The sequence below is a fragment of the Geomonas terrae genome (assembly GCF_004791675.1).
In the GTDB taxonomy this organism is placed as follows: domain Bacteria; phylum Desulfobacterota; class Desulfuromonadia; order Geobacterales; family Geobacteraceae; genus Geomonas; species Geomonas edaphica.
Map to the genome: position 1 here is coordinate 624,632 of NZ_SRSC01000002.1, position 24,530 is coordinate 649,161.

Genomic DNA, 24,530 nt, shown 5'->3' on the forward strand with positions numbered 1-24,530 from the left:
GGCGGCAACAGGCTTTTGCGCCGCACCCTCTTCGGGGTGCGGCCTTAGGTGCCGCTTACGTCCAGTTCTGCGATCCTGAGCGACGGCGCGCCGGTTGAACCGAAGAAGCGCAGGTCGCTGCCGACCATATCCACCTTCCTGAAGAGTTCCAAAAGGTTTCCGGCCAGGGCGAGCCCCTTCACCGGATGCCGCAGCTCCCCCCCTTCCACATAGAACCCGGAGGCCCCGACCGAGAAGTCGCCGGTAATGGGATTTGCCGTATGCATCCCCATCACGTCGGTGATGAGCACCCCCTTGGCCACGCCGCCGATAAGCGCGCCTGCGTCCGCCGTTCCAGGCTCGATGAAGAGGTTGTTCGCACCGAGCCGGGGCGGGCTTTTGATGGCGCCGCGCTGGGCGTTCCCGGTGGACGCAGCACCAAGGCGCTTCGCCCAGTAACTGTCGTAGAGGTAACCCTGGAGGACGCCTGCGGTGACGAGCGGCGTATCCTGCTGCGGCACACCCTCGCCGTCGCAGGGGGCGCTCCCCATCCCCCCCTCGAGAAGCCCGTTGTCGCGCACCGAGACGAGCTCTGAGAAGATGCCCTCCCCTACCCTCCCGGCGAGGAGCGACTTCCCCTTGTGCACGCTCTCGGCGAGGAAGGAGGTGGCGAGGACGTCGAGGAGGTCCGCCGCCACGCGGTTGTCGAGCACGACCTGGCAGCGCATGGTGGGCATGCTGCGGGCACCCAGAAGCGCCGTCGCCTTGCGACCGGCACCGGCTGCGACCTTTTCCAGATCGATGGCGGCAAAGCTTGGGGCAAAGGCGAAGTCCCAGCCGGTCTGAGCGTCGCCGTCGGCCTCGGCCACGGCGGAAACGCTGCAGCTGTTGAAGCTCCCCATCGTTGCGGCGTTCAGGCCGTGCGAGTTCCGGACCAGGGTGTGGTAGACCGACTCGCCGTAGGCGCACTTTCTGACCCTTTTCACGCGCGGGTCATAGGCCCGCACCAGGCGTTCGAGCTCGAGGGCGCGCCCGATCTTTGCCTCCTCGTCAAGGGCCGGGAGCGCGGGATCGTAGAGCCAGGGGAGTTCGGGGTAGGATGCGGCGGGTCCGGGAAGGGTGTACCAGGAATCCGGGCTCTGCATGCGGGCGGCGACGAGGGCCGCGTCCACCATCCGCTCGAGTGCGGCGGGGTCCATCGTGGTGGAGAAAGAGAAGCCGAGCCCCTCTCCGGCAAGGAGCCGGACCGCCACACCGAAGGGTTCGGCGCACCGGAAGGCGTCCACCTTCCCTTCTTTCACCTCGATGGCGAGATCCCGCGCGCCGTAGAGCGCGATCTCCCAACCGTCGATGCGCCGCGCCCCGATCAGGCGCTCCACCGTCTCTGCGTGCCGGGCAAGTTCCATTAAAGCTCCAGTATCATCGCGATCTCGTCGCAGTCAGGGAACTTCACGCACTTGATGCAGTCGCCCCATACCTTGTGCGGGAGCTCCGACTTGTCCGCCACCTTGAAGCCGAACTTGGCGAAGAAGTCGGGCTTGTAGGTGAGGCAGAAGATGCGCTTCAACCCGAGCGATCTCGCCTCGTCGATGCAGGCGCCCACCACCTGGCTCCCGATGCCGCGGCGCCCGACGCTTTCGGCAACCGCCACGGAGCGCACCTCGGCCAGGTCTTCCCAGACGATGTGCAGCGCCGAGGTCCCAAGCAGTTGCCCGTCCTCCTCGAAAACGTAGAAGTCGCGCAGCGCCTCGTATAGTTCGGAAAGCGAGCGGGAGAGCATCTCTCCGCGGCTCGCGAAGTTGGTCAACAGTTTCTGAATGTCCTTTACGTCGCCAATTCTGGCCTTTCTGATCATCTTGCCGCCTCCTGAATCATCTCCCTGGCGTGTTCCAGGGTCTTGTCGGTGACGCGCGCGCCCGAAAGCATGCGCGCCACCTCGGCCACCCGCTCCTCTCCTTCCAGGAGTTGGACGCTGGTGGCGGTCCTGCCGTGCTCCACACCCTTCTCCACCTTCAGGTGCTGGTCCGCGAACGCGGCCACCTGCGGGAGATGGGTGATGGCGAGCACCTGCTGTTCGCGCGCCACGCGCTTTAGCTTCTCACCTACGAGCGCCGAGGTCGCACCGCCAATACCGGTATCCACCTCGTCGAAGATGAGGGTCGGCACCTCGGAGTCGGGGTGGAGCTGCTTCAAAGCGAGCATGAGGCGTGAGAGTTCGCCCCCCGAGGCGACCTTCGCGATCGGCCTCGGCGGCTCACCCGGGTTGGGGGAAAAAAGGAACTCGGCCCGCTCGAAGCCAAAGGACCTGGGCTCCGCGCTTTTCTCGAAGGAGGTCTCGAACACGGCGTGCTTCATGGCGAGCTCGGAGAGTTCGCGCTCCATCCCCTCCTTGAGGCGAACGGCTCCCGCCTTACGTGCACTGGTAAGCTTTGCGCCGAGCGACGCCAGTTCCCCCTCGAGATCACCGATGCGCGCCTGCAATCCCTCGCGGGTCTCGCCCCGGTTGGTGAGCGCGGCGAGCTCGGCGTCGATCTCGGCCTGGTAGGCGAGGATCTCCTCGACGGTCGCGCCGTACTTCTTCTTGAGGCGGTTGATGAGGTCGAGCCTGTCCTCGAGCTCCTCGAGGCGCGCCGGGTCGGAATCGATGCGCGCGGCGTAGTCGCGCAGGGAAAGCGCGGCGTCCTCGAGCTGGGCGTAGGCCGTTTCCAGCGCCTGGGCGACCGGCGTCAGGGCCTGGTCGATGCGCCCTGCGTCCGCCACCCCCTGAATCACGCCGGTGAGACCGCCGAGGATGGCGGCGTCGCCGCCGTAGAGCTGATCGAAGGCGCCCTGGGAGACCTCCGTGAGCCTGCCGCTGTGTGCAAGGCGCACGCGCTCCTCGGAAAGCTCCTCCTCTTCGCCCGGGACGAGCTTCCCGTCGGCGATCTCGCCGCTCTGAAAGGCGATGAGGTCGAGCCGCCTTGCCGCCTCGCGCTCCCCTTCCTCTAGCGCCTTCAACTCCTGCCTCGCGCCCTGGTACTCCTCGAAGCGGGCGGCGAACTCGTGGCGCATGGGGAGGCTTCCTGCGAAGCCGTCCAGAAGAAGCAGGTGCTGGTCCGTCTTCAAAAGGGTCTGGGCGTCGTGCTGGCCGTAGATGTTGATGAGGCTGCGGCAGACCTCGGCGAGAAGGGCAGTGGTGGCGAGCCCGCCGCCGATGAAGACGCGGTTCTTGCCGCCGGGCGCCACGGTACGCCGCACGAGGAGCTCGCCGTCGCAATCGATCCCAGCCGCGGCAAGAGACTTAAGGAGCGTATCCCGCCCGGTGAGATCGAAGACCGCCTCCACGGAGGCCTCCTTCGCACCGGAGCGGATCAGGTCCGAGCTGCCGCGCCCCCCTAAGATGAGGTTCACCGCGTCGATGATGATCGACTTACCCGCACCGGTCTCGCCGGTCAGTATGTTGAGCCCGGGGCTGAATTCGACGTGGAGTTTGTCGATGATGGCGAGGTTGGTGATCTGGAGTTCTCTGAGCACTTACCGTTCACCCCACTTGAGCTTGGTGCGGAGCACCTCGAAGTAGTCCTTGCTGCGCGACTGGATGAGCCGGGTCACCTGCGCGGCCTTGGTGATCTGGACCGTATCGCCGGAGAAGAGCTTCATCCCGACCTGGCCGTCAAGGGTGAGGAAGACGGACTCGTCAGGGGCGTATTTGAGCTTTATCGCTATGTGCGCGTCGGCGGCCATGACTAGCGGGCGGTTGGTCAGGGTGTGCGGGCAGATCGGGGTGAGCGAGATGCACTCGAGTTCGGGATGCAGGATCGGCCCGTTCGCGGAGAGGGAGTAGCCGGTCGATCCGGTCGGCGTGGACAGTATGAGGCCGTCGGCCTTGAAGGTGGTCAGGTAGCGACCGTTCACCGAGGTCTCCATGTCGATGATCCTCGCGAGCGCCCCCTTGTTGATGACCACGTCGTTCAGCACGCGGTGCAGCTCGACCACCTCGCCGTCGCGCTCCACGCTCGCCATGAGCATCATGCGTTCGCTCACCTCGAAGTCGCCGGCGAGGCAGCGCTCGACCGAGGGGTAGAGCTCGCCCAGGGTGATCTCGGTGAGAAAACCGAGGCTCCCGAGGTTCACCGCTAGGATCGGGACGTCGCGCTCCCCGACGAGCCGGGCCGCCGCGATGAGGGTACCGTCGCCCCCCAAAACCACGACGAGATCGGCGTCCTGCGAGATGTCCGAACTCTCGGCGCTTTCGGCGAGGGTGGTGCGCCTGAGCCGCCTGGAGAGGTGCTTCTCGACCTGCGCGGTAATGCCGCGGGCCGCCAGCCACTCGATGAGCTCCTCTGCGACCCCTAGGCAGCGCGGATCGTGCACTTTGGCGAAAATGGCGATTTTTTTCATCACTGGCCCTTTACTTGTACTGTAATCTAGGATTTACTAGCACAGTTGTTGTATCATGTCCAACGGAAAACTGGGGCGGTGCGGCTGCTCCAATCGGCGCCTTTCCCGTAATAACTACATGCAGATGCAGGGTGACTCATGACCGAAGAGCAGATCGGTATCAACGAAGAACTAGACGAGCAGATGCTCATCATAAAGTCATTCCTGGAACACCTGGAATACACACTGGGAAAGGACAAATACTCCGCCACCCCGTATGACAGGTATAACGCTCTCGCCTATGCGGTAAGGGATCATCTGGTTGAGCGCTGGCTCGACACACAGCAGGCCTATTACAATTCCGACAACAAGCGCGTCTATTACATGTCGATGGAATTCCTGATGGGGAGAACCCTCTCCAACAGCCTCATCAACCTGGGCCTTTGGGACGATTTCAAGGACGCGATCACCTCGCTTGGCAACGACTTCGACCTGATCCTCAACGAGGAGCAGGACGCGGGCCTCGGCAACGGCGGCCTCGGACGGCTTGCCGCCTGTTTCCTCGACTCCATGGCCACCATGTCCATCCCGGCCTACGGCTACGGCATCCGCTACGAGTACGGCATCTTCAGGCAGCACATAGCCGACGGCGCTCAGGTGGAGATCCCGGACAACTGGCTGCGCTACAGAAACCCCTGGGAGCTCGACCGGCAGGAGCACCTGCACACGGTGAAGTTCTACGGGCGGGTCATCTCTACCTTCGACAAGAACGGCAAGCTGGTACGCGAATGGGTCGATACCGACGACGTCATGGCCATGGCCTACGACACCCCGATCCCCGGCTACCAGACCCACAGCGTGAATACGCTTAGGCTTTGGAGCGCCAAGTCGAGCCGCGAGTTCGACTTGAAGTTCTTCAACGAGGGGAACTACATCCGCGCGGTGGAAAAGAAGATGCAGTCGGAGACCATCTCCAAGGTGCTCTACCCCGCCGACAACGTCGTCGAAGGGAAGGAGCTCCGCTTCAAGCAGGAGTACTTCCTCGCCTCGGCCACCGTGCATGACGTCCTGTACCGCTTTAAAAAGAAGCATCAAGACACGCGGCTACTTCCCGACAAGGTCGCCATCCAGTTGAACGACACCCACCCCACCCTCGCCATCCCCGAGCTGATGCGCGTTCTCATGGACGAGGAAGGGCTCGATTGGGACGAGGCGTGGGCGATCACCAGGAAGACCTTCGCCTACACGAACCACACCATCCTCCCCGAGGCACTCGAGCAGTGGCCGGTCTGGTTCTTCGAGCAGATCCTCCCCAGGCACCTGCAGATCATCTACGAGATCAACGAGCAGTTCATGATGGAGATCAAGGCGCACTTCCCGGACGAGCCCGAACGCCTCACCCGCATGTCCATCGTGGAAGAGCACTGGGAGAGAAAGATCCGCATGGCGCATCTCGCCATCGTCGGGAGCCACTCGGTGAACGGCGTCGCCGCGCTGCACACGGAGATCCTGAAAAAGGAGCTTTTCCGCGACTTCTACGAGATGTACCCGGAGCGTTTCAACAACAAGACCAACGGCATCACGCAGAGGCGCTGGCTCAAGATGTCGAACCCCGCCCTCTCTGCCCTCATCGACGAGTACATAGGCGACGGCTGGACCAAGAACCTCTTCGAGCTCGAGAAGCTGCGCGCCATCGCCGGGGACCCGGAGTTTCTCGGGCGTTGGCAGCAGGTGAAGCGGGGGAACAAGGAGGACCTTTGCCGCTACATCAAGCAGCATAACGACATCGACGTCGACCCCGACTCGATGTTCGACGTGCAGGTAAAGAGGCTCCACGAGTACAAGCGCCAGCTATTGAACGTCCTGCACGTGATCACCCTTTTCAACCGCATCAAGGACGACCCGTCGCGGGAAGTGGCCCCCCGGACCTTCATCTTCGCAGGGAAGGCGGCTCCGGCCTACGCGGCGGCGAAGCTCATCATAAGGCTCATCAACGCGGTAGCCGCGGTGGTGAACCACGACCCGGACGTCGCGGGAAGGATCAAGGTGGTGTTCCTCGCCAACTACAGCGTTTCCCTTGCGGAAAAGATCTTCCCCGCCTCCGACCTCTCAGAACAGATCTCCACTGCCGGCACCGAGGCGTCAGGGACCGGGAACATGAAGTTCGCCCTGAACGGCGCGCTCACCATCGGCACCCTGGACGGCGCCAACATCGAGATCATGGAAGAGGTGGGTCGCGAAAACATCTTCATCTTCGGCATGACCGCGGCCGAAGTGATGCAGCTGCGCGAGCGCGGCTACAATCCGCGGGAATACTACAACGGCAACCGGGAATTAAAACGTGTCATCGACATGATCTCCTCGGGGTACTTCTCCCCGTGGGCTCCCGACCTTTTCACCCCGCTCACCGACTCGCTCCTGGACCTCGGCGACCACTACATGCTCCTGGCCGACTACGCCTCGTACGTCGCCTGTCACGAGCAGGTGGCCGCGCTTTTCAGGGACCAGCGCGAGTGGGCGCGGCGCGCGATTTTGAACTGCGCCGGCATGGGTAAATTCTCCAGCGACAGGACCATCGACGAGTACGCCAGAGAGATCTGGGGCATCAAACCGATCGACATCCGCCCGGGGGCCGTGGAACTACAGAGGCTCTGATTGGATCTTTTCAACGGCAACCAAGAACAATTCGCGCCGCTTGCCGAGCGCATGCGGCCGCGCACCATCTCCGAATACCTGGGCCAGGGGCACCTTCTGGGCGAAGGGAAGATGCTCAGAAGGCTCATCGAGAGCGACCGGATCACCTCCCTCATCTTCTGGGGCCCTCCCGGCTCCGGCAAGACCACCCTCGCCCGCATCATCGCGGGTGCCACCAAGAGCCACTTCATTTTCTTCTCCGCCATCATGAACGGGATAAAGGAGATCCGCGAGGTGGTCAAGGAGGCCGAGGATGCCCTCAAGTACCAGGGGAAGCGGACCATCCTCTTCGTGGACGAAATCCACCGCTTCAACAAGAGCCAGCAGGACGCCTTCCTTCCTTACGTGGAACGCGGCACCTTCACCATGATCGGCGCCACCACGGAAAACCCCTCCTTCGAGGTGATCGCCCCGCTTTTGTCGCGCTGCAAGGTGCTCGTCTTGCACCCGCTTTCCGACGAGGACATCCTGGAGATCCTCAAGGGGGCGCTTGCCGACGAGGAGCGGGGGCTGGGTGCCGCCGGCCTCACCGCGGCCGACGAGGCGCTCGCCTTCATCGCCGAGCAGGCAGGCGGTGACGCGAGGATCGCGCTGAACACCCTGGACATGGCGGCCCGCCTCGCCCAGGAGGGAACGATCACCCTGGAGACGGCGCGCGACGCGCTGCAGAAAAAGCCGCTACTCTACGACAAGGGGGGCGAGGAGCACTACAACGTCATCTCCGCCTTCATAAAGTCCATGCGCGGCTCGGACCCGGACGCGGCGCTCTACTGGCTTGCGCGCATGCTGGAGGCGGGGGAGGACCCGATCTTCATCTTGAGGCGCATGGTGATCTTCGCCTCGGAAGACGTCGGAAATGCCGACCCGCGCGGGCTTCAGATGGCGGTTTCGGCGCTCGAGGCCTTCCGCCTGGTCGGCATGCCGGAGGGGAGGATCATCCTGGGACAGGCGGTCACTTACCTGGCCACCGCGCCGAAATCGAACGCGAGCTACGCGGGGATCAACGAGGCGCTCGCCGAGGTGAGAAAGTCCGGAGGGCTTCCGGTGCCGATGCAGGTCCGCAACGCGCCGACCAAGCTGATGAAAGGTTTAGGTTACGGGAAGGGTTACCTCTACCCGCACGACCACAAGGACGGCATCGTGGTACAGGACTACCTGCCGGAAGAGCTGGCCGGGAGGCGCTTCTACACACCCAAGGCCTCCGGGTACGAAAAGAGCATCAAGGAGAGAATGGAGTGGATCAGGGGAGAGCGGGAGAAGGCCTAGCGGCGCCTTGCCGCAGTCGTTGAAAACGATTCCCCGCATGTTATATTCAACCCTGGTTTGGAGGCCCCCTCTCGCAGAGGGAAACGTCAAGGGCGGCAACAGCAAAGCGGAGCGACAGATGAAGAGGATAGGGATTCTGACAAGCGGCGGCGACTGCTCCGGCATGAACGCCACCATTCGGAGCGCGACCCGCACGGCCCTCGCGCGTGGCGTGCAGGTCGTGGGCTTCCGCAAGGGGTACGCCGGGCTTTTAAAAGGTGACTTCATCGAGATGACGACCAGAGAGGTGGCCGGCATCCTGCACCGCGGCGGCACCTTCCTGCAGTCGGCGCGCAGCGAGGAGTTCCGCACCGTGCTCGGACGCGAGAAGGCGGTGCGGCACCTGCAGGATTACGGGGTGGAGGGGCTCATCGTGATCGGAGGGGACGGCTCCCTAAACGGTGCGCTCGCCCTGCACAAGATGGGGGTCCCGGTGATCGGCGTACCGGCGAGCATCGACAACGACATCGCCTTCACCGACATGGCGCTCGGGGTCGACACCGCGCTCAACAACATCATCTACGCCGTCGACTGCATCAAGGACACGGCGAGTTCGCACGACCGCGCCTTCGTCATCGAGGTGATGGGGAGAAACTCGGGCTACCTGGCCAGCATGTCCGCCATCGCCACCGGGGCCGAGTACGCCATCATCCCCGAGGTCGAGTATGACGTGGCGGACCTTTGCAACCAGTTGCGCAGGCGCTACGAGGAGGGACGCAGTAACGCCATCATCATCCTCGCCGAGGGGGCCGGGCGTGCCCAAAACATCGCCGACAACATAAAGGACGCCATCGGCTTCGAGACCAGGGTGACCGTGCTCGGCCACTACCAGCGCGGCGGGGCCCCTTCGGTATTCGACCGGCTGCTTGGCAGCCGTTTCGGCAATGCCGCGGTCGAGCAGCTTTTGGCCGGAGAGATGGGGAAGATGGTGGGGCTTTGCTGCGGCGAGATCTGCAGTACGTTACTTGAGACCGTGGTGGTGAGCGAGAAGACGACCCTGGACGAGTTGCACGAGCTTTCAAAGATCCTGGGCATCTGACAACAAGCCCCTGGCAGAAAAAAGGCCGCGCCACCGGTACGATCCGGGGCGCGGCCTTTTGTTTTACCGGTACGGCCCTGGCCGTACCTTCAGCGGAGCCCGATGCGGCTCAGCGCGATGCCGAGCCACTTGTTAAGGAAATGGTCGCGTGACAGGAAGGAGAGCGGTGGCGGCTTTCTCGTCCCAAGCTTCGCCAGCAAGGCGACGATATCTTCGCTGCCGCCCATCCCCATCCCTTGCCTCAGCACCACGATGGCCTGCGGCTTGTCGCCCGCCACCTGGTGCACCCGGGCAAGGTTTAAGTAGTGCACCGGGTTCTGCGGCTCGTGTTCGAGCGAGGCGAGGCAAAGCTCCGCCCCTTTTTTCACCTGCCCTCTCTCCTTGGCGATGCAAAAGCCGAGGTAGGAGTGGAGCTGCGGGTTGTCACCGATCTTCAGCACGCGCTCGAACTGGGCGAGCGCGGACGAAAACTCCCCTGCGGAAAAAGCGCAAAGGGCGCGGTTGGTCAGCTTCTCAGCATCTTCCTGCGGCGCGGGCTCCATAGATCGACCTCCGGATTAAAGCAGTGACAGCAGATCCTGGTGTTTCTCGATTCTCAGCGGGGCGGGGAAATCGCCGCGGTACGAGACGAAGCGGACGCCGGCTCCCTGGGCGGCCTCCCGGTCGACCACGGAGTCGCCTATGAATATCGCCTCGCCCGGTTCGATGCCGTAGTGCTCCAGCACCTTGAAGACCGGCTCCGGGTGCGGCTTCGGATTTTTAACCCGTGCCGCGGTCATGACGCAACTGAAATACCCGTCCAACCCGAAGGTGGCAAGGAGTGCCTCCATGGAACTCGAGCGGTTGGTGCAGACCGCCAGCTCCACCCGCCCCTTCAGTGCGTCAAGCGTCTCGCGCAACCCATCCTCCATCACCATGAGGGGGAAGAGCTTGCGGTAGTCGAGGCTCGCCGAGAAGGCACGTACCTCGTCCATGCGCTCCTCGCCGGCGAAGATGTGCTCGAGGACGACCTTGTTGCTGTAGGTGTGCAGGATGCGCATCGTCTCATGGTCGGCCCGGTCGAGCGGCGGCCTGCCGAAGCGCTCCAGTATCAGGTGGTAGAAGGCGTAGTTCGCCTCGAAGGAGTCGAAGAGGACGCCGTCGCAGTCGTAGATGACCGCCTTGATGCCGTTGTTCAAATCATTCTCCACGGGAAGGCTCACCCTCCCCCGTCCCCATCTGTTCGAGGTATTCCTGCCACTCGATGGGGAGCATGTGCTTCTTCTTGTTGTTGCATTCCTTGCAGCATGGAACCACGTTGCCACGCGCCGACTTGCCGCCGCGGATCACCGGCACGATATGGTCCATGGAGAGCTGGTCCGGGTAAAACCTCCCACGGCACCAGTGACACACCCCCTTGGCAACGCGGTTCTTCCACCACTGGGTGCGCCGCAGTTCACGTCCCTTCTCGCGTTCGCGCCGGATCTCCTCCTCGGAGATCTCGATGATGAAGTAATCCATCCCCGTCCCTATCTTCCTGCGCCCAGGCGGTAGCTGTCAATCGCGGCACGCGCGAGCTCGTCGCAGCGTTCGTTCTCGACGTGGCCGTTGTGGCCGCGCACCCAGACCCAGGTGATCCTGTGCATCCTGGAGAGGGCCATGAGGCGCTCCCAGAGTTCCCGGTTCAAGACCGGCTCCTTCTTCGAGTTGACCCATCCGCGCTTCACCCAGCCGTGGATCCACTCGGTCATCCCCTTTACCAGGTACTGGGAGTCGGTGGTGACGACCACGTCGCAGGGACGGGTGAGCGCCTCCAGGGCGCCGATCGCCGCGCTCATCTCCATGCGGTTGTTGGTGGTTTGCCCGTCGGCCCCGGAGAGCTCCTTAACCTTGTCACCGTAGCGCAGGATGCTCCCCCATCCGCCGACGCCGGGGTTGCCGCTGCAGGCACCGTCGCAGAAGATCTCAACTTGCATAAGGTTTACCCCCTTGCCGTTCAATCAGTTCGGCAATGGCGGCCATGACCCGGTCCACGATGAGCTGATGCGTCTCTTTGCAGTCCTCCAACTGGTACAGATCGGTGAAGTCGAGCGGCGCGCCGAAGGAAACGCTCCCCTGCAGCCCCAACCCGGGGAACGTCCACCGGTTGATGCCGACGAGGGCGGTAGGTATGACATGCGGCCTCGTGTCGTAAATGATCTTCCCGACGCCGCGGTTACCCTTGCCGAGGACGCCATCTTTATGGCGGGTCCCCTCGGGGAAGAGCATCACCTTCTGATCGGCCAAGAGAGCGTTGATCTGTTTCCCGGCCCGGACGTCACGCCCGCGCTTCACCGGGAAGGCACCCCAGGAGCGGTAAATGAGACCGGGAAACGGCTTCTCGAAGAGCTCCTCCTTGGCGGGAGCCCACAGCATCTGCATAGGGTGGCTGCGGATGACAGCCCAGGGGAGAAAAACCGTGTCGTAAGCGGAGATGTGGTTGGAAGCGATAAGCACGCCCCCACTACCGGGGATCGCCTCGCCACCCACGATGCGGAAGCGGTTGAGAAACGAAGCGTAGAAGCCGATCACCCAGATGGAGAACGTCACCCAGAAGCGGCGTAGAAATGAGACCTTCAAGAAGATAACCTCTTCATCACGTGGATTTCATTACGAAGAATGGGTATAGCACGAATGCCGGACCCGGGGCAACCGTTTCGAGCCCCCCTACCCGGGGAGCGTGAAGTAGAAGCTCGCCCCCTTGCCCGGCTCGCCTTCCGCCCAGATGCGGCCGTTGTGGCGGCGCACGATGCGGCGTACGGTGGCAAGCCCGAGGCCGGTACCGGGAAAGTCGCGGTAGCTGTGGAGCCGTTTGAAAGGCTGGAACAGTTGGTCGGCGCATGCGCCGTCAAATCCGGCGCCGTTGTCCCGTACGAAAAAGACCGTTTCGCCGCAGGAACCGGCCATGGTGCCAAGCTCGACGGCAGGGGACGGCATGCCGGAGGTGTACTTCCAGGCGTTCGACAGCAAGTTTTCCAGCACCACGCGGACGAGGCTCGCATCGCCGTTTGCGACCAGTCGCTCCGGAAGCTGGAAGGAGACCGGGTGCCCCTCGTAGTCCTGACGCAGTCGTGCCGCGATCTCGAGAGCGGTCGGGACCAGATCCAACTCGCCGCGTTCGATCTCCACCTGGGTCACACGGCAAAGGACCATGAGGGAGTCGAGCAGTTCCTCCATCTGGACGCAGCCGTCGTGCACCAGGTCGACGAAGAACCGGCCGTTGTCGTCCAGAAGCTCGCGGTACCCCTTCAGCTCCTGGGCCGAGCTGTAGACGCGGGTGAGCGGCGCCCTCAGGTCGTGGGAGATGGCCTGGCAGAAGGATTCCAGTTCCTGGTTGGTCTGTTTGAGCTCCTGAGCCTGGCGGGTCAGGGCAGCGTTCAGTTCGATCGCCTCACGCTCGGCGCTCTTCCGCGCAGTGATGTCACGGACCACCTCGATTCCGTACAGGGGCGTTCCGTCGCCGGCACGCAGCGCCGATCCGATGATTTCGACATAACCGCCGGTCGCGGAGGTCCCTGGTCCGAGTTCGCTGCGGTGCACCTGACCATCCTCGAAGGCGGCCGTAAGATGGCAGTCCTCGCACACCGTGCTTCTTTTACGATACGCCTCGTAACAGGGACGGCCGACGCTGTGCCCTGTCAACTCCTGGTGAGCGCGGTTCTGGTAGATGACATTCAGGTCCGGGTCCTGAATGGAAATGGCATCCCCCATCGCCTCGACGATACCTTCAAGCTTCGCTCGCTCCCGCTCGGCCTTGTCGAGCGCCTGCTGCAGGGCATCCTCAAGACGAGTCTCGATACGGTGAGACCTGCGTGAGTACAAAAGCAGGCAGCAAACGAGAAAGAGAACCAAGGCAAAATCGGAAATTTCGTGGGGATCGGGGTGTAACAGGAACTCGAGGAAGGTACGGTCACCTTGAATCAGGAAATCCATGACCGCGTCGGCGAGCCAAAAAATGAAGATCAGCAGGGCCCCAAGGAGCGCCTGGCAGACAAACGATGCTAAACCCGGCTCACCGAGCCGGGTTAATCGGGACAACTTGCGTACTAATTCCATACACCCTCGATCCCCGTGCCGCAGCCGGGACAGCGGCCGCCTGAGAGGAGGTTCTTCTCCACCAGGTAACCGTACCTCTTTATCAGGAGCAACCCGCAACCGGGGCAGTAGCTGCTCTCCCCCCCTTCCCCGGCAACGTTTCCTTCGTACACGTATCGAAGGCCTGCGTCAAGGCCTATCCGGCTTGCCATCCTCAGCGTCTCCACGGGGGTGCGGGGCTGGTCGGTCAGCCGGTGCGTAGGATAGAACTGGGTCACGTGCCAAGGCGTCTCGACCCCGACCTCGGACGCGATGAACCGCGCCAGGTCGCGCAGCTCCCCCTCTGAGTCGTTGCGGTTCGGTATTACCAGGGTAGTAAGTTCAACCCAGATGCCGTGCCTCTTGTAATCGAGGATGCAGTCGAGAACCTCGGCGAGCGAAGCCCCCACCACATCGCGGTAGAAAGACTCGGTGAAACCCTTGAGATCTATATTGGCGGCATCGAGGAAAGGGGCGATGGCGGCGAGGGCCTCGGCGGTTATATAGCCGTTGGTGACGAAGACGTTTTTCAGCCCTGCGGCTTTGGCAAGTCGCGCGGTCTCGTAGGCGTACTCGAAGAAGATGGTCGGCTCGGTGTAAGTGTAGGCGATGGACCGGCACCCGGTGGCGATGGCCCGCTCGACAACGGCCTCAGGGGGGACAAAGCTCCCCGAGCGCTCGACGCTCGCCTCGTCCGGCTGGGCGATGGTGTAATTCTGGCAGTGCAGGCAGCGGAAATTGCATCCCACCGTGGCGACGGAGTAGGAGCGGCTCCCTGGAAGCAGGTGAAAAAACGGCTTCTTCTCGATGGGGTCGACGTGCTCGGCAACGAGATTGCCGTACACGAGAGAGTACAGGGTCCCTTCACGGTTTTCCCGGACCCGGCAACGCCCACGCTGCCCGTTGCTGATGAGGCATCCAAAACGGCACAGCCCGCAGCGCACCCTACCCCCGTCCAGCTTTTGGTAGAACATCGCCTCTTTCATGCCGCCTCCCTTGTTGAGTCAAAGGCAAATTAACAGCGGCCAATAGTACCATTAACGCAGAAAAAATTCCAGCGCAAAGTTAGCGACATCCGTCGTCGCCGGCAAAATGGCGGCGATGCCGTATACGCGGACACAAACCGGTGTTCCACAAGCCCCGGGTGCAAAAAAAAAGTTGAAGAAGCCACTCATTTACGCAAAGGTAAACCTGATTATTCAAAAACGTCATACCTTTGTTTTATACCGGAAAATGAATTGAAATTACGAAGTGTTACGACAAGATTAGGAGAACTAATCTCCGAAAAAGAGAGAGATGTTTTAAAATGAAGGCTCGTAGCAGCGGGGGTACGCAAAAGCTAAACTACTGTTTTAGGTCATTTTTTCACAAAATTAGCACTTGACCGACCAGGCATGTTCTATATATTGTCAAAATCAAAATACCCCCAACGTAGGAGAAACAAACATGGAATGCCCGCACTGCAGCAACAAAATCGGAATCGAGATCGACATGCATTCCGACGGTTACGCGAAAGACCTTCTGGAATGCAACTCTTGTGGCACCATCTGGCTGGAGAAGGCCAGCAAGATCATCACGGTGAACAGGAAAGCGGCCTAAACGGGAAAGGGGGCGCCCCAGGCGCCCCCCCTCCGATTCCTTCCTCGCATACTTCCCCACTCACCCCGGGAACGAAGCTACCTCGGGCACCACTTGACGCTCACCCGCAGCCATCCCCTCGAAAAAGTCGTCGTACACCGGAGCAAGACGCGTCCAGTCGTAACGCGAAACGTGCCGATCCAACCGCGCGCGCTCCTCGTCCGGCTGTTTTAAAATCGACCTGAGCCGGTCCACCAGAGTCTCGTCCTCGCGGTACAGAACATGAGACGACAAGTGCTGCGGCACGTGCTCCGGGTAGGCAAGCCGGTCCGGTAGCAAAGGAACGCAGCCGCAGTAAAGCGCCTGCACCACGCTCGCCCCGAAGAACTCCTGACGCGAGGTAACCGGCAGCACGTCACCCCTCCAGAGCCACTTTGCATAATCGGCGAAGCTCTCCTGGTATCCCCACTGCACCACGCGGACACCTAGGCGCTTACGCGCCTTCTCGAACACCTCGGGCACTCTCCCGAAGGACTCCCCAAGCACCGCGGCCTCGAAAGGCACCCCCTCGTCGTCCAGCTGGTAAAGCGCCTCGAAGAAGGGTTCCGGGGCCTTGTCGAATTCCCATCGGTGGTTCCAGAGCAGAAGGGGCGCCCCCTTCCCCGCGGTTTCGGTCGGGCGATGCTGGTCGAAGCGGCCCAGATCGAGCCCAAGCGGCAGCACGCGGCTCTTGGCGGCGATTCCCCCCACCGAGTCGAGATCGACGGCATCCGGGAAGCGCCTTAAAAAGTCGGGGAGCGCCCCGAGGAAGGAGTCCATGTGATAGCGGGAGTTGAAGAGGACCGCATCAGCCGCCAGCGCGCTTACGTAGTTGATGAAGGCGTAGTGCAGGTCGCGCTGACGGGACGGATCGGGGTCGCCGGGTGACCATGGGTAGGTGAGCTGGTTCTCGTGGAAATAGACGGCGCTCGGGCAGCCGTCGGCAAGGGGCCGGGCGAGCGCCAGGAAGGTGGTGAGGTCGAGCATGTCCGTCGCCAGGATCAGGTCCGGACGCCTGCCCCCTTCGAGAAAGCGCGAGGCGAGCGTCACCGCCCCGCCGTGCATGCGCCACTTCCAGTTGCGGCCGGCGAGCGTGAAGAGTTCCACCTCATGGCGCGAGTGGGAGGCGTATTCCCTGGCCCAGGCGGCGTGCGACCCGGTGCAATAGGGCTCGACGAGGGCGATGTGCATCTTTGGCCTCCTGCGGCGGAAAAGCCGCCTCAGAACATGAAGCGGCGCATGCTGATGTTGAGGAGGATCCCGACGCCGACCATCGAGGTCACCATGGAGGTGCCGCCGTAGGAGAAAAACGGCAGCGGCACGCCTACGACGGGCATGAGACCGATCACCATCCCCATGTTGATGACGATGTGCCAGAAGAGCATCGCGGTGACGCCTACGGCGAGCAGCGAACCGAAACGGTCGTTGCACCTCTTGGCGATGCCGAGCCCCCAGAGGATCAGGAACAGGTACAGGGCGAGCATGAGCAGGCACCCGATGAAACCCCATTCCTCGGCGAAAACGGAGAAGGCGAAGTCGGTGTGCTGCTCCGGAAGGAAGCGGAGCTGGGACTGGGTCCCCTGCATGAACCCCTTGCCGAGCGTAGCGCCGGAGCCGACGGCGATCTTGCTCTGGATGATGTGGTAGCCGCTCCCCAGCGGGTCGAGATCGGGGTTCAGGAAGTTATAGACGCGCTTTTTCTGGTAGTCGTGCAGCAGGAACTGCCAGGCGACGACGACGACCGGGACCGCGGCGGCGAAGAGCGAGCCGAGGGCGGACCAGCGCACGCCGACGAAGAGGAGCATGGTACCCGCGATGAGCGAGACGAGGATCGCGGTACCGAGGTCGGGCTGCTTCATGATGAGCGCAGCAGGAACCCCTAGAAGCAGCAGCGGGTATACCAGCTCCTTAAGGGTCAGCCCCTTGAAGACGGGATAGCGGCTGAAGAAGCGGGCGAAGGTCATGATGATGACGATCTTCATCGGCTCGGAGGGCTGCATGTTGAAAAAGCCGAAGCTGATCCAGCGGGTCGCCCCCATCGTGGTCTTACCGGCGACGAGAACGAGCAGGAGCAGGATGACGACACCACCGTAGAGCCAGTAGGCGAAGTCCTCGAGCATGTGATAGTCGAGGCTGCAGACGGTGAGGCTCAGCAAAAGGCCCGCGAAGATCCAGTAGAGCTGCTTGATGTAGTACGGCGTGCCGATGTCCCGGTAGGAGGACGAGGCGCTGTATATGTTGATCACCCCGAAAGCGGTGATGAGAAGCACCACGCCCAGGAGGGTCCAGTCGAAGTTGGTGAATAGTCGTCTATCGAACATCTCTTCCTCGTATGGTTCAGCGTCGCGGCGTTACCCCCGCGTGCGCCGGACTGCGTCATTCTTCCTTCGCTCCGGTATCGGGCTCGGCAACCCCCTCGCCCCCGGCTTCTTCCTTCACGGACGCTTTGGGTACCGGCTTCTTGATGACCCCTTTCCCCTCGAAGTAGGCACGCAGGATCTTCCCGGAAATCGGGGCGGCGGCGGAGCCTCCGTGCTCGCCGTGCTCCACGATGACGGCCACGGCGATCTCGGGTTTATCGAAGGGAGCAAACCCGACGAACAGGGCGTGGTCGCGGAACCGGTACGGGATGCCGCCCTTGCTGTCGCGGAGCTTCACGACCTGTGACGAGCCGGTCTTGCCCGCCACCTTGACCTCCCAGAGCCTGGACATGCCGCCGGTGCCGTGCGCCTCGTTGACGACGGCGAAGAGCCCCTCCTTAACGAATCGGTAGGTGGAGGGCTTGAGCCCAGTCCTGCCGATCACCTGCGGCGTGTAATCCTGCAGCACCTTGCCGTCCGAGTCCACCACGCGCTTGACGAGGTGCGGCCGGTAGATGGTCCCCTCGTTGGCGATCGTCCCGATCATCGAGGCCAACTGCACCGGCGTGGTGAGCACGTACCCCTGGCCGATGCCGACCGGGAGGGTCTCACCCGCATACCACTTCTTGCCGAAGCGTTTCAGCTTCCACTCCTCGGTCGGAATCACGCCCCCCTTCTCGTTCTCGAGGCCGATGCCGAGCGGAGCACCGAGGCCGAAGGCCTTGGCGTATTTCGCGATCCGGTTCACGCCGAGGCGCTCGGCGAGCTTGTAATAGTAGACGTCGCATGACTCGCGCAGCGACTTCTTAAGATCGACGGTGCCGTGCCCCTTGTGGTCCCAGCAGCGGAAGGTGGCGTTGCCGAACTTGTAGGAGCCGGTGCACTGCACCGTGGTGTGCTCGTCGATGAGCCCTTCCTCAAGCCCCGCGATCGCCGTGATCACCTTGAAGGTGGAGCCCGGGGGGTACATCCCCTTCAGCGCCTTGTTTTCGAGGGGATGCCGCTCGTCCTCGAGATACTTCTTCCAGACGTCCGGGGGCATTCTGCCGGTGAAGAGGGCGGGGTCGAAATCGGGGCTGGATACGAAGGCGAGGATCTCGCCGGTGTTGACGTCCATGGCGACGGCCGCGCCGGCCTGCTCGCCAAGCGCCTGCTCGGCCGCCTTCTGCATGTCCAGGTCGATGGTGAGCATCACCGTGTTGCCGACGCTCGAGCCGGTCTCGGCGACGGTGCGCAGGAAACGTCCGCGTGCATCGACCTCGATCTGGCGCCCGCCGTCGGTGCCGTGCAGGTAGGACTCCCACGCCCGCTCGATGCCGCTTTTCCCGATGTAGTCGCCCGCGTTGTACTCGCGGTAGCGCTCGGAGTTCAGTTCGTCCTCGGAAACCTCGCCCAGGTAACCAAGCAGGTGCGAGGCGAGCGAGCCGTTTGCGTAGGCGCGGATCGGCTTCATCTCGATGTTGACCCCGGAAAGGGCAAGCCGGTTCTCCTCGAGGAACTCCATCTGGTCACGGGTGATGCCCGAGGCGACGACCAGCGGGTAATACTTCGCCCGCCCCTGCCCCTTGGTCCACTTGGTCTCGATCTCCTTGCGGTCGAGGTTCAGGTAGCGGGCGAGGTTGTCGATCAGCTGATCCTTGTTCTTCACGTCCTGCGGGATGACCGCGACGGAGAAGGACGGCGTGTTGGTGACGAGCACCTTGCCGTTTCGGTCCAGGATGGCGCCGCGCGGTGCCGCGACCGGGACGAAACGGAGCCGGTTGCTTTCGGACTGGTCGATCAGATCCTCTGCGCTGATCACCTGCAAGTACCAAAGCCTCGACAGGAGCAGGAAAAACATGGCGAAGGCGCCGAGGGAAAGGCCTATGATGCGGCGGCCGCCTCCGTCGTCGTCGGGAATGATGTTGTTCAAATTCTTCATCGCGCCTCCTCCACGGGGAGCCTCACCCCGGACACCAGGGAGGCGACCAGGGCGTTGATCAGGGCCTGCGGCAAAAGCGCCGGCAACAGCGAGGCGTAAAGGCCGTTCGAGACGGAGAAGACCAGGAGCATCAAGAGGTTCAACAGGGCACTCACAAGCGTTGCAATGAAGACGACCAGCACGAACAGCACCCGGTTATCGGTGTAGAGCCGGTCGGCAAGCTCAGACAGGAGCGTGTAGATGCAGAGATAGGAAAAGGCATGCAGCCCGAGGTAGATGCCGCTGAAGCTGTCCTGCAAGAGCCCCAGGAGAAGAACGGCGACTCCGGAGTAGCGGTGCGGCAGCTTAAGCCCCAGGTACACCACCAGGATGATGATCAGGTTGGGCTGGAAAGGGTCCTGCAGGTACCTCGGCAGGAGCGTCATCTGGAGGAGACAGGCGGCCACCACCACGGCGGCTATCTTAAAATAGGTTATCACTGAAAAATCCTACTCATCGCGCTGCCGGACGAGCACCAGCATCTCTTCAAGCTGCCCGATGTTCACCAAGGGGCGCACCTCAATGGTCTGGAACACCCCGTACTCCCCCTTCTTCACCATGTTGACCTCACCGATGGGAAGCCCCTTCGGGAAGACGCCGCCGATGCCGGAGGAGATCACGGTGTCGCCCACCTTTACGTCCTCGTCCTTCACGGTGAACTCCATGGAGCAGCGCCCACCCCCTGCGCCGCGCACCACACCGCGGGCGCGGGTGCGCTGCACGATGGCGGCGATGGCACTGGCATGGTCGGTGAGAAGGAGCACGCGCGAAGAGTGCGGCGCCACCTTGACCAGGCGCCCCACGACGCCGCCTGCGGCAACCACGGGCATCCCCTCGGCAAGCCCGTCGGCAGCGCCCCGGTCCACCACGAGCGTCTTGAACCAGGCCGAGCTGTCCTCGCCGATCACCGACACGGCAACCGATGGGATGGCCACGCTCTCCTTGAGCTCGAGCAGCTGCTTGTACCTTAGGTTGGCGGCAATGGCCTCGTTGTTGGCGACGATGCGCTCGTTGAGACGCTTCACGCTCTTTCTGAGCTCGATGTTCTCGCGGCGTACATCGATCAGGTCGATGTAGTTGTTCCAGATGTCGCTCAGAAAACCGGTAGCGCTCGCGGCGGAGCCGGCAACCGGTGCGGTCATGCTCATCACGGTACGCTCGACCGGGTTCGCGTGATCCCTGTTCCTCAGGTTCATGGCGTAGGTAAGAAACGCCACCAGCAGGATCAGGGCGGTCAGCAGGAATCGCCTGTAGCGGTTAAGAAGGTTTTTCATCGGCCTCAAAAATGGTTTAGGGGGCACTGCGGCCCCCTATTTGTCGAATGATGTCATCGCATGTCGCCGCGAAGAAGAGGCGCTCAGTCAAGCTGAAACGGAGAGTCCACGAGTTCCTCGTGGCGGATTTCGTCGACCGTCTCGCGTTTCCCCTCCCCCGCGTACAGCCGGTTCGGGGCGTTGAAGACGATCCCGCTCTCGAGACCGACGTTACGGTACGCATGCACCACGCCTGGCGGCACGATCACCATCATCGGCGCGTCGGCGCCTGCGTAAAGCACCTGCTTGACACCGCAGCTCGGAGAATCGGGGCGGGCGTCCCAGAGGTACACCTTGAAGTTCGAAGGCCCCATGAAGCAGAAAAGGTCGGTCTGGTCGACGTGTTCGTGCGGGCCGCGCGCCACTCCCGGGAGTGTCATCGAGATGTACGCCATGGCGGGCATGACGCTCGGTTCCAGTTCGTCGGAGCGGAAAAGTTCGGTGAGCCACCCCCGCTCGTCCAGGAACTTGCCCAGGGGCTTGCACACCACGTCGTGGATGCGCCCCTTTTTGTAAACTAATGTATCGCTCATTTCATCCCCTCCCCGCCGCAAAGCTCGGTCTCGTTGTACACCCGCACGAGGTAGTCACGGTAGGACGAGTTGGGCGTCTGCTCGATGACCCGCGCCATCCCCTTGCAGTCGAGGTAACCCATGCGCAGGGCGATCTCTTCCAGACAGGCGGTCTTGAGCCCCTGCCGTGCTTCCAGCGTGCCGATGAAGTGTGAGGCCTCGAGGAGACTCTGGTGGGTACCGGTGTCAAGCCATGCGATGCCGCGCCCGAGCTTCTGAACGGTAAGCTCGCCACGCCTCAGGTAATCAAGGTTTATGTCGGTGATCTCGAGTTCGCCGCGCGGTGAAGGCTTGAGAGCCCTGGCCACTTCGACCACGTTCCCGTCGTAGAGGTAGAGGCCGGGTACCGCGTAGCTGGACTTGGGAACTTTCGGTTTCTCCTCGATGCTGAGAACCTTGCCGTCGATATCGAACTCGACCACGCCGTAGCGCTCCGGGTCCTGTACGTAGTAGCCGAATATCTTTGCGCCGCCGTCAAAGTCGGCGATCAGCTTGTCGAGCTCCATCTTGCCGTAGAAGATGTTGTCGCCGAGAATCAGACAGACCGGGTCGCCGGCGATGAACTCTTCACCGACGAGAAACGCCTGGGCGATCCCCTTCGGTTCGGGCTGCACCGCGTAGCTCAGCCGGATGCCCCAGCGTGACCCGTCGCCGAGGAGCGCCTCGAAACGGGGGGTGTCTTGCGGCGTGGAGATGATCAGTATGTCGGAGATGCCCGCCATCATGAGGGTCGCCAGCGGGTAGTAGATCATCGGCTTGTCATAGACCGGCTGCAACTGCTTGCTGGCCACCATCGTGAGCGGGTAGAGCCTGCTGCCGGCCCCGCCTGCCAACAGGATCCCTTTTTTTATCCCTTGCGCCATACCAACCTTTCCAGAACCGAAATTGACATTTAACAAACTGTATTTACTACCACAGTGGCTCATCATGCGTCAAACAGATAATCCCGGGCGGACCCGTCGTAAACGGTACCCGGCACGCTAGAGGAGGCGTTGCTTGAGCGTCTCGTCGATGAAGCTCTCCTCGATCGCCTCCCGCGCCCAGGGCTCCTTGCAGCGCGCAAGCACCACGGCGGCCCCTTCGGCCACCGCCGGGACCGGGCTCCAGAGCGCGTTCCTGATCGAGCGCAGCCGCCTGGGGTCGGGGGCTTTCATGACGGCGAGCTCACGGCAGGAGCGGCACAAAAGCGCGAGGTTATCCTCAGCAGGTTCATCATCCGGCCGGTATTCCCAGAGACGCAGCTCCTCGTTCCCCTCGCACCATTCGCACTTGAAAGCCGCCCTCTTGCTCACGGTCTTGCCGAAAAGCTGCACCGCCTCCAGATGGTCCTTGTTTTGCTGTGCGCCCTTTGCCATTCCCGCCTCCTTGCCGCCTGAATGGCAGCGCTCCCGAGTCTAGCAGAATGGCCAACGGGATCAACAGTTTTCTCGCCCAGGCGCCATATTCGCGGGACAGTTTTCACTGGACAGCGAGCGGGATTCGCGGTTAAGGTCTCGACGGGAAACTCCCAAGACAAGCCGTAACACGAGGACGAAGAAACATGATGCTGCCGCCCCCCCTGTACCAAGGAACCCTGATCCGCCGTTACCACCGCTTTCTCGCCGACGTCGAGCTCGACGACGGCACCTTCGTCACCGCGCACACGCCGAACACCGGGAGCATGATGGGGTGCGCCGTGCCGGGGAACCGGGTGGTCCTTTCCGTGAGCGGCAACCCGGGGCGCAAATACCCGCACAGCTGGGAACTGGTGCAGGCGGACGGCGTGTGGGTCGGCATAAACACACAGCTCCCGAACCTGCTTGCCAGGGAGGCGATCCAGAACGGGACCATCGCCGAGCTTTCCGGCTACGAGAAGATCACCCTGGAGGTCCCCTATGGCACCGGAAGCAGGATCGACCTCCTGTTGACCGGCGAGCGCGGTCTCTGCTACGTGGAGACCAAGAACGTCACCCTCGTCAAAGAGCGCTGCGCCCTCTTCCCGGACGCGGTCAGCACGCGCGGACAGAAGCACCTGCGCGAGCTTATGGAGATGGTGCGCCAGGGGCACCGGGCGGTGAACCTCTTCGTGGTGCAGCGCGGCGACGGCGACGCCCTCGCCCCAGCCGACGCCATAGACCCGGTCTACGGCAGGCTGCTGCGTGAGGCGGCAGCGGCAGGCGTCGAACTCCTCGCCTACCAGGCCCGGGTCGACCTCGGCGAGATACGCCTCACCCATCCGGTCCCGGTATTGCTCTAGGTATTTGACATCCTTGGCAAGGACGCTAAAGTTATACGCGTTGCCCGGGGGGACCAATGAGAATACCGAAACTCACCATCTTCGCCAAGGAAACCGGCGTCGAAATAGCTCCCAGTGAAAAAAAACAAAACGGCAGGCCCGAAGAGGGGCGCGTCGCCTTCCGCTTCTTCCGGCTCGCCGCAGGCCGCCAGCACATCCGTTTCGTGGCGGAGCCGTGCGAGGCCTTCGAGATCTCGAGGAAGATCGCACAGGTAGAGGCGAGCGGCGGAAAGGAAACCTTCACGCACCGCTACGAATCCACCGACGGGGAGACGATAACGAAGCTCAGTGTGGAGTGCTATGAGCGCCACGGCCGGAAGGGATACGCCTTCTCCATCCAGCGCGGCGAGGAGAGCATAAACGTGGCGGCGCCGCAGGGGGAGTTTCTCTTCGCGGCCGAATTCTTAAAGCAGCTTTCCGTGGCGCAATCCTGGGTATCATGGGTGGAACCGGACTCGCAGAAACAGCAGGCGGCCTCTCCTGCCTGACCCACCAAAAACTACGAAAGCGGGACAGCGTGATAATCAAGAAGCCGAGCAAAACCCTCTATCTAAGCATCGAAAGCAGATTGTGCGACGTGGCCCTCGTGGGACATGCGGTGCGCGGCGTCTGCGCATGTTCCCCCCTCAAGGAGGAGATCTACGGGGAGATGGAGGTATGCGTGGTGGAGGCGCTCAACAACGCGATCACCCACGCCTACCGCCGCCAGGAAGGGTACCGCGTCGACACGGCCATCACGCTGCATCACGACCGCATCTCCTTCGAGGTTTCCGACGAAGGGACCGCGATCGAGGACTTCGCGCCGAGAAGCCTCGAGTTCGACCCCGAGGTGATCGGCTCCATCCCCGAAAACGGCATGGGGCTCTTCATCATCGAGACCCTCATGGACGAGGTGAGCTACCGCTCCCACAACGGCAGGAACACCCTCTCCTTCTGCCGCTACTTCACCCAGCCCCAGGCCTGAC

Annotated in this window: 26 protein-coding genes; 7 read left to right on the forward strand and 19 right to left on the reverse strand. The window is 62.5% G+C overall.

Annotated elements, in window-relative coordinates; all coding sequences use genetic code 11:
- Positions 1–44: 44 nt before the first annotated feature.
- The 4 genes from E4633_RS09940 to E4633_RS09955 are packed head-to-tail and all read right to left on the reverse strand — an operon-like array spanning position 45 to position 4,359.
- The gene (locus E4633_RS09940; RefSeq protein WP_135870089.1) at positions 45–1,385 is read right to left on the reverse strand and encodes a TldD/PmbA family protein; all 1,341 of its coding nucleotides are present in this window, start codon (positions 1,383–1,385) and stop codon (positions 45–47) included.
- The gene (locus tag E4633_RS09945; protein ID WP_135870090.1) at positions 1,385–1,834 is read right to left on the reverse strand and encodes an N-acetyltransferase; all 450 of its coding nucleotides are present in this window, start codon (positions 1,832–1,834) and stop codon (positions 1,385–1,387) included. The genes E4633_RS09940 and E4633_RS09945 overlap by 1 nt, the downstream gene beginning before the upstream one ends.
- Positions 1,831–3,492 (reverse strand): DNA repair protein RecN, encoded by a 1,662-nt coding sequence (recN, locus tag E4633_RS09950; RefSeq protein WP_135870091.1) that lies wholly within the window; start codon positions 3,490–3,492, stop codon positions 1,831–1,833. Before recN ends, E4633_RS09945 begins: the two co-directional genes overlap by 4 nt.
- Positions 3,493–4,359, reverse strand: coding sequence for an NAD(+)/NADH kinase (locus E4633_RS09955; protein ID WP_135870092.1), 867 nt, complete (start codon positions 4,357–4,359; stop codon positions 3,493–3,495).
- Between the two features lie 138 nt (positions 4,360–4,497).
- Here E4633_RS09955 and E4633_RS09960 point away from each other — a divergent pair, with 138 nt between their 5' ends.
- The 3 genes from E4633_RS09960 (at position 4,498) to pfkA (ending at position 9,376) form a co-directional block, all read left to right on the forward strand.
- The gene (locus E4633_RS09960) at positions 4,498–6,993 is read left to right on the forward strand and encodes a glycogen/starch/alpha-glucan phosphorylase (RefSeq protein ID WP_135870093.1); all 2,496 of its coding nucleotides are present in this window, start codon (positions 4,498–4,500) and stop codon (positions 6,991–6,993) included.
- Positions 6,994–8,298: a replication-associated recombination protein A gene (locus tag E4633_RS09965; protein WP_407925452.1), complete on the forward strand. Its 1,305-nt coding sequence runs from the start codon at positions 6,994–6,996 to the stop codon at positions 8,296–8,298.
- Positions 8,299–8,416: 118 nt separating this feature from the next.
- Positions 8,417–9,376, forward strand: a complete 960-nt coding sequence (pfkA, locus tag E4633_RS09970; protein ID WP_135870094.1) for a 6-phosphofructokinase — start codon at positions 8,417–8,419, stop codon at positions 9,374–9,376.
- Between the two features lie 89 nt (positions 9,377–9,465).
- Here pfkA and E4633_RS09975 read toward each other — a convergent pair whose 3' ends face one another.
- The 7 genes from E4633_RS09975 to amrS all read right to left on the reverse strand — a co-directional run bounded on the left by E4633_RS09975 (position 9,466) and on the right by amrS (position 14,454).
- Positions 9,466–9,918: a tetratricopeptide repeat protein gene (locus tag E4633_RS09975; protein WP_135870095.1), complete on the reverse strand. Its 453-nt coding sequence runs from the start codon at positions 9,916–9,918 to the stop codon at positions 9,466–9,468.
- A gap of 15 nt (positions 9,919–9,933) precedes the next feature.
- Positions 9,934–10,554, reverse strand: coding sequence for an HAD family hydrolase (locus tag E4633_RS09980; RefSeq protein WP_135870096.1), 621 nt, complete (start codon positions 10,552–10,554; stop codon positions 9,934–9,936).
- A gap of 1 nt (position 10,555) precedes the next feature.
- On the reverse strand, positions 10,556–10,876 hold the full coding sequence (locus E4633_RS09985) for an HNH endonuclease (protein WP_135870097.1): 321 nt from the start codon (positions 10,874–10,876) through the stop codon (positions 10,556–10,558).
- Between the two features lie 8 nt (positions 10,877–10,884).
- Entirely contained in the window at positions 10,885–11,331 is a 447-nt protein-coding gene (rnhA, locus tag E4633_RS09990) for a ribonuclease HI (RefSeq protein WP_135870098.1), read from the reverse strand.
- Positions 11,321–11,974 carry a lysophospholipid acyltransferase family protein gene (locus E4633_RS09995; RefSeq protein WP_135870099.1) on the reverse strand — a complete coding sequence of 218 codons (654 nt, stop codon included), beginning with the start codon at positions 11,972–11,974 and terminating at the stop codon, positions 11,321–11,323. Before E4633_RS09995 ends, rnhA begins: the two co-directional genes overlap by 11 nt.
- Positions 11,975–12,061: 87 nt before the next feature.
- Positions 12,062–13,450 carry a sensor histidine kinase gene (locus tag E4633_RS10000; RefSeq protein ID WP_135870100.1) on the reverse strand — a complete coding sequence of 463 codons (1,389 nt, stop codon included), beginning with the start codon at positions 13,448–13,450 and terminating at the stop codon, positions 12,062–12,064.
- Positions 13,441–14,454 (reverse strand): AmmeMemoRadiSam system radical SAM enzyme, encoded by a 1,014-nt coding sequence (amrS, locus tag E4633_RS10005; RefSeq protein ID WP_135870101.1) that lies wholly within the window; start codon positions 14,452–14,454, stop codon positions 13,441–13,443. The genes E4633_RS10000 and amrS overlap by 10 nt, the downstream gene beginning before the upstream one ends.
- A gap of 460 nt (positions 14,455–14,914) precedes the next feature.
- On the opposite strand from amrS, the gene E4633_RS20585 reads away from it, so the two are divergent.
- Positions 14,915–15,067, forward strand: a complete 153-nt coding sequence (locus E4633_RS20585) for a hypothetical protein (RefSeq protein ID WP_198419417.1) — start codon at positions 14,915–14,917, stop codon at positions 15,065–15,067.
- Positions 15,068–15,127: 60 nt separating this feature from the next.
- Here E4633_RS20585 and E4633_RS10010 read toward each other — a convergent pair whose 3' ends face one another.
- The 8 genes from E4633_RS10010 to E4633_RS10045 form a co-directional block, all read right to left on the reverse strand.
- Positions 15,128–16,276 (reverse strand): tRNA-queuosine alpha-mannosyltransferase domain-containing protein, encoded by a 1,149-nt coding sequence (locus E4633_RS10010; protein WP_135870102.1) that lies wholly within the window; start codon positions 16,274–16,276, stop codon positions 15,128–15,130.
- A gap of 29 nt (positions 16,277–16,305) precedes the next feature.
- Complete coding sequence (gene rodA / locus E4633_RS10015) at positions 16,306–17,406, reverse strand: rod shape-determining protein RodA (RefSeq protein WP_135870103.1); 1,101 nt, start codon at positions 17,404–17,406, stop codon at positions 16,306–16,308.
- A gap of 55 nt (positions 17,407–17,461) precedes the next feature.
- Positions 17,462–19,366, reverse strand: coding sequence for a penicillin-binding protein 2 (mrdA, locus tag E4633_RS10020; RefSeq protein WP_135870104.1), 1,905 nt, complete (start codon positions 19,364–19,366; stop codon positions 17,462–17,464).
- Positions 19,363–19,845 (reverse strand): rod shape-determining protein MreD, encoded by a 483-nt coding sequence (gene mreD / locus E4633_RS10025; RefSeq protein WP_135870105.1) that lies wholly within the window; start codon positions 19,843–19,845, stop codon positions 19,363–19,365. The genes mrdA and mreD overlap by 4 nt, the downstream gene beginning before the upstream one ends.
- Positions 19,846–19,854: 9 nt before the next feature.
- Positions 19,855–20,679: a rod shape-determining protein MreC gene (gene mreC / locus E4633_RS10030; protein ID WP_135870106.1), complete on the reverse strand. Its 825-nt coding sequence runs from the start codon at positions 20,677–20,679 to the stop codon at positions 19,855–19,857.
- Between the two features lie 83 nt (positions 20,680–20,762).
- The gene (locus tag E4633_RS10035) at positions 20,763–21,251 is read right to left on the reverse strand and encodes a dTDP-4-dehydrorhamnose 3,5-epimerase family protein (protein ID WP_135870107.1); all 489 of its coding nucleotides are present in this window, start codon (positions 21,249–21,251) and stop codon (positions 20,763–20,765) included.
- Complete coding sequence (gene rfbA, locus E4633_RS10040) at positions 21,248–22,153, reverse strand: glucose-1-phosphate thymidylyltransferase RfbA (protein WP_135870108.1); 906 nt, start codon at positions 22,151–22,153, stop codon at positions 21,248–21,250. The genes E4633_RS10035 and rfbA overlap by 4 nt, the downstream gene beginning before the upstream one ends.
- A 117-nt stretch (positions 22,154–22,270) precedes the next feature.
- Positions 22,271–22,645 carry a hypothetical protein gene (locus E4633_RS10045; RefSeq protein ID WP_135870109.1) on the reverse strand — a complete coding sequence of 125 codons (375 nt, stop codon included), beginning with the start codon at positions 22,643–22,645 and terminating at the stop codon, positions 22,271–22,273.
- 185 nt (positions 22,646–22,830) lie between these two features.
- On the opposite strand from E4633_RS10045, the gene sfsA reads away from it, so the two are divergent.
- From sfsA to E4633_RS10060, 3 genes are read left to right on the forward strand one after another with little or no spacing between them, the layout of a single operon-like run.
- Positions 22,831–23,526 (forward strand): DNA/RNA nuclease SfsA, encoded by a 696-nt coding sequence (gene sfsA / locus E4633_RS10050; protein WP_135870110.1) that lies wholly within the window; start codon positions 22,831–22,833, stop codon positions 23,524–23,526.
- 56 nt (positions 23,527–23,582) lie between these two features.
- A complete protein-coding gene (locus E4633_RS10055; protein WP_135870111.1) occupies positions 23,583–24,053 on the forward strand; it encodes a hypothetical protein in 471 nt (156 codons plus the stop codon).
- A 29-nt stretch (positions 24,054–24,082) separates the two neighbouring features.
- Positions 24,083–24,529 (forward strand): ATP-binding protein, encoded by a 447-nt coding sequence (locus E4633_RS10060; protein ID WP_246038012.1) that lies wholly within the window; start codon positions 24,083–24,085, stop codon positions 24,527–24,529.
- Position 24,530: the final 1 nt, after the last annotated feature.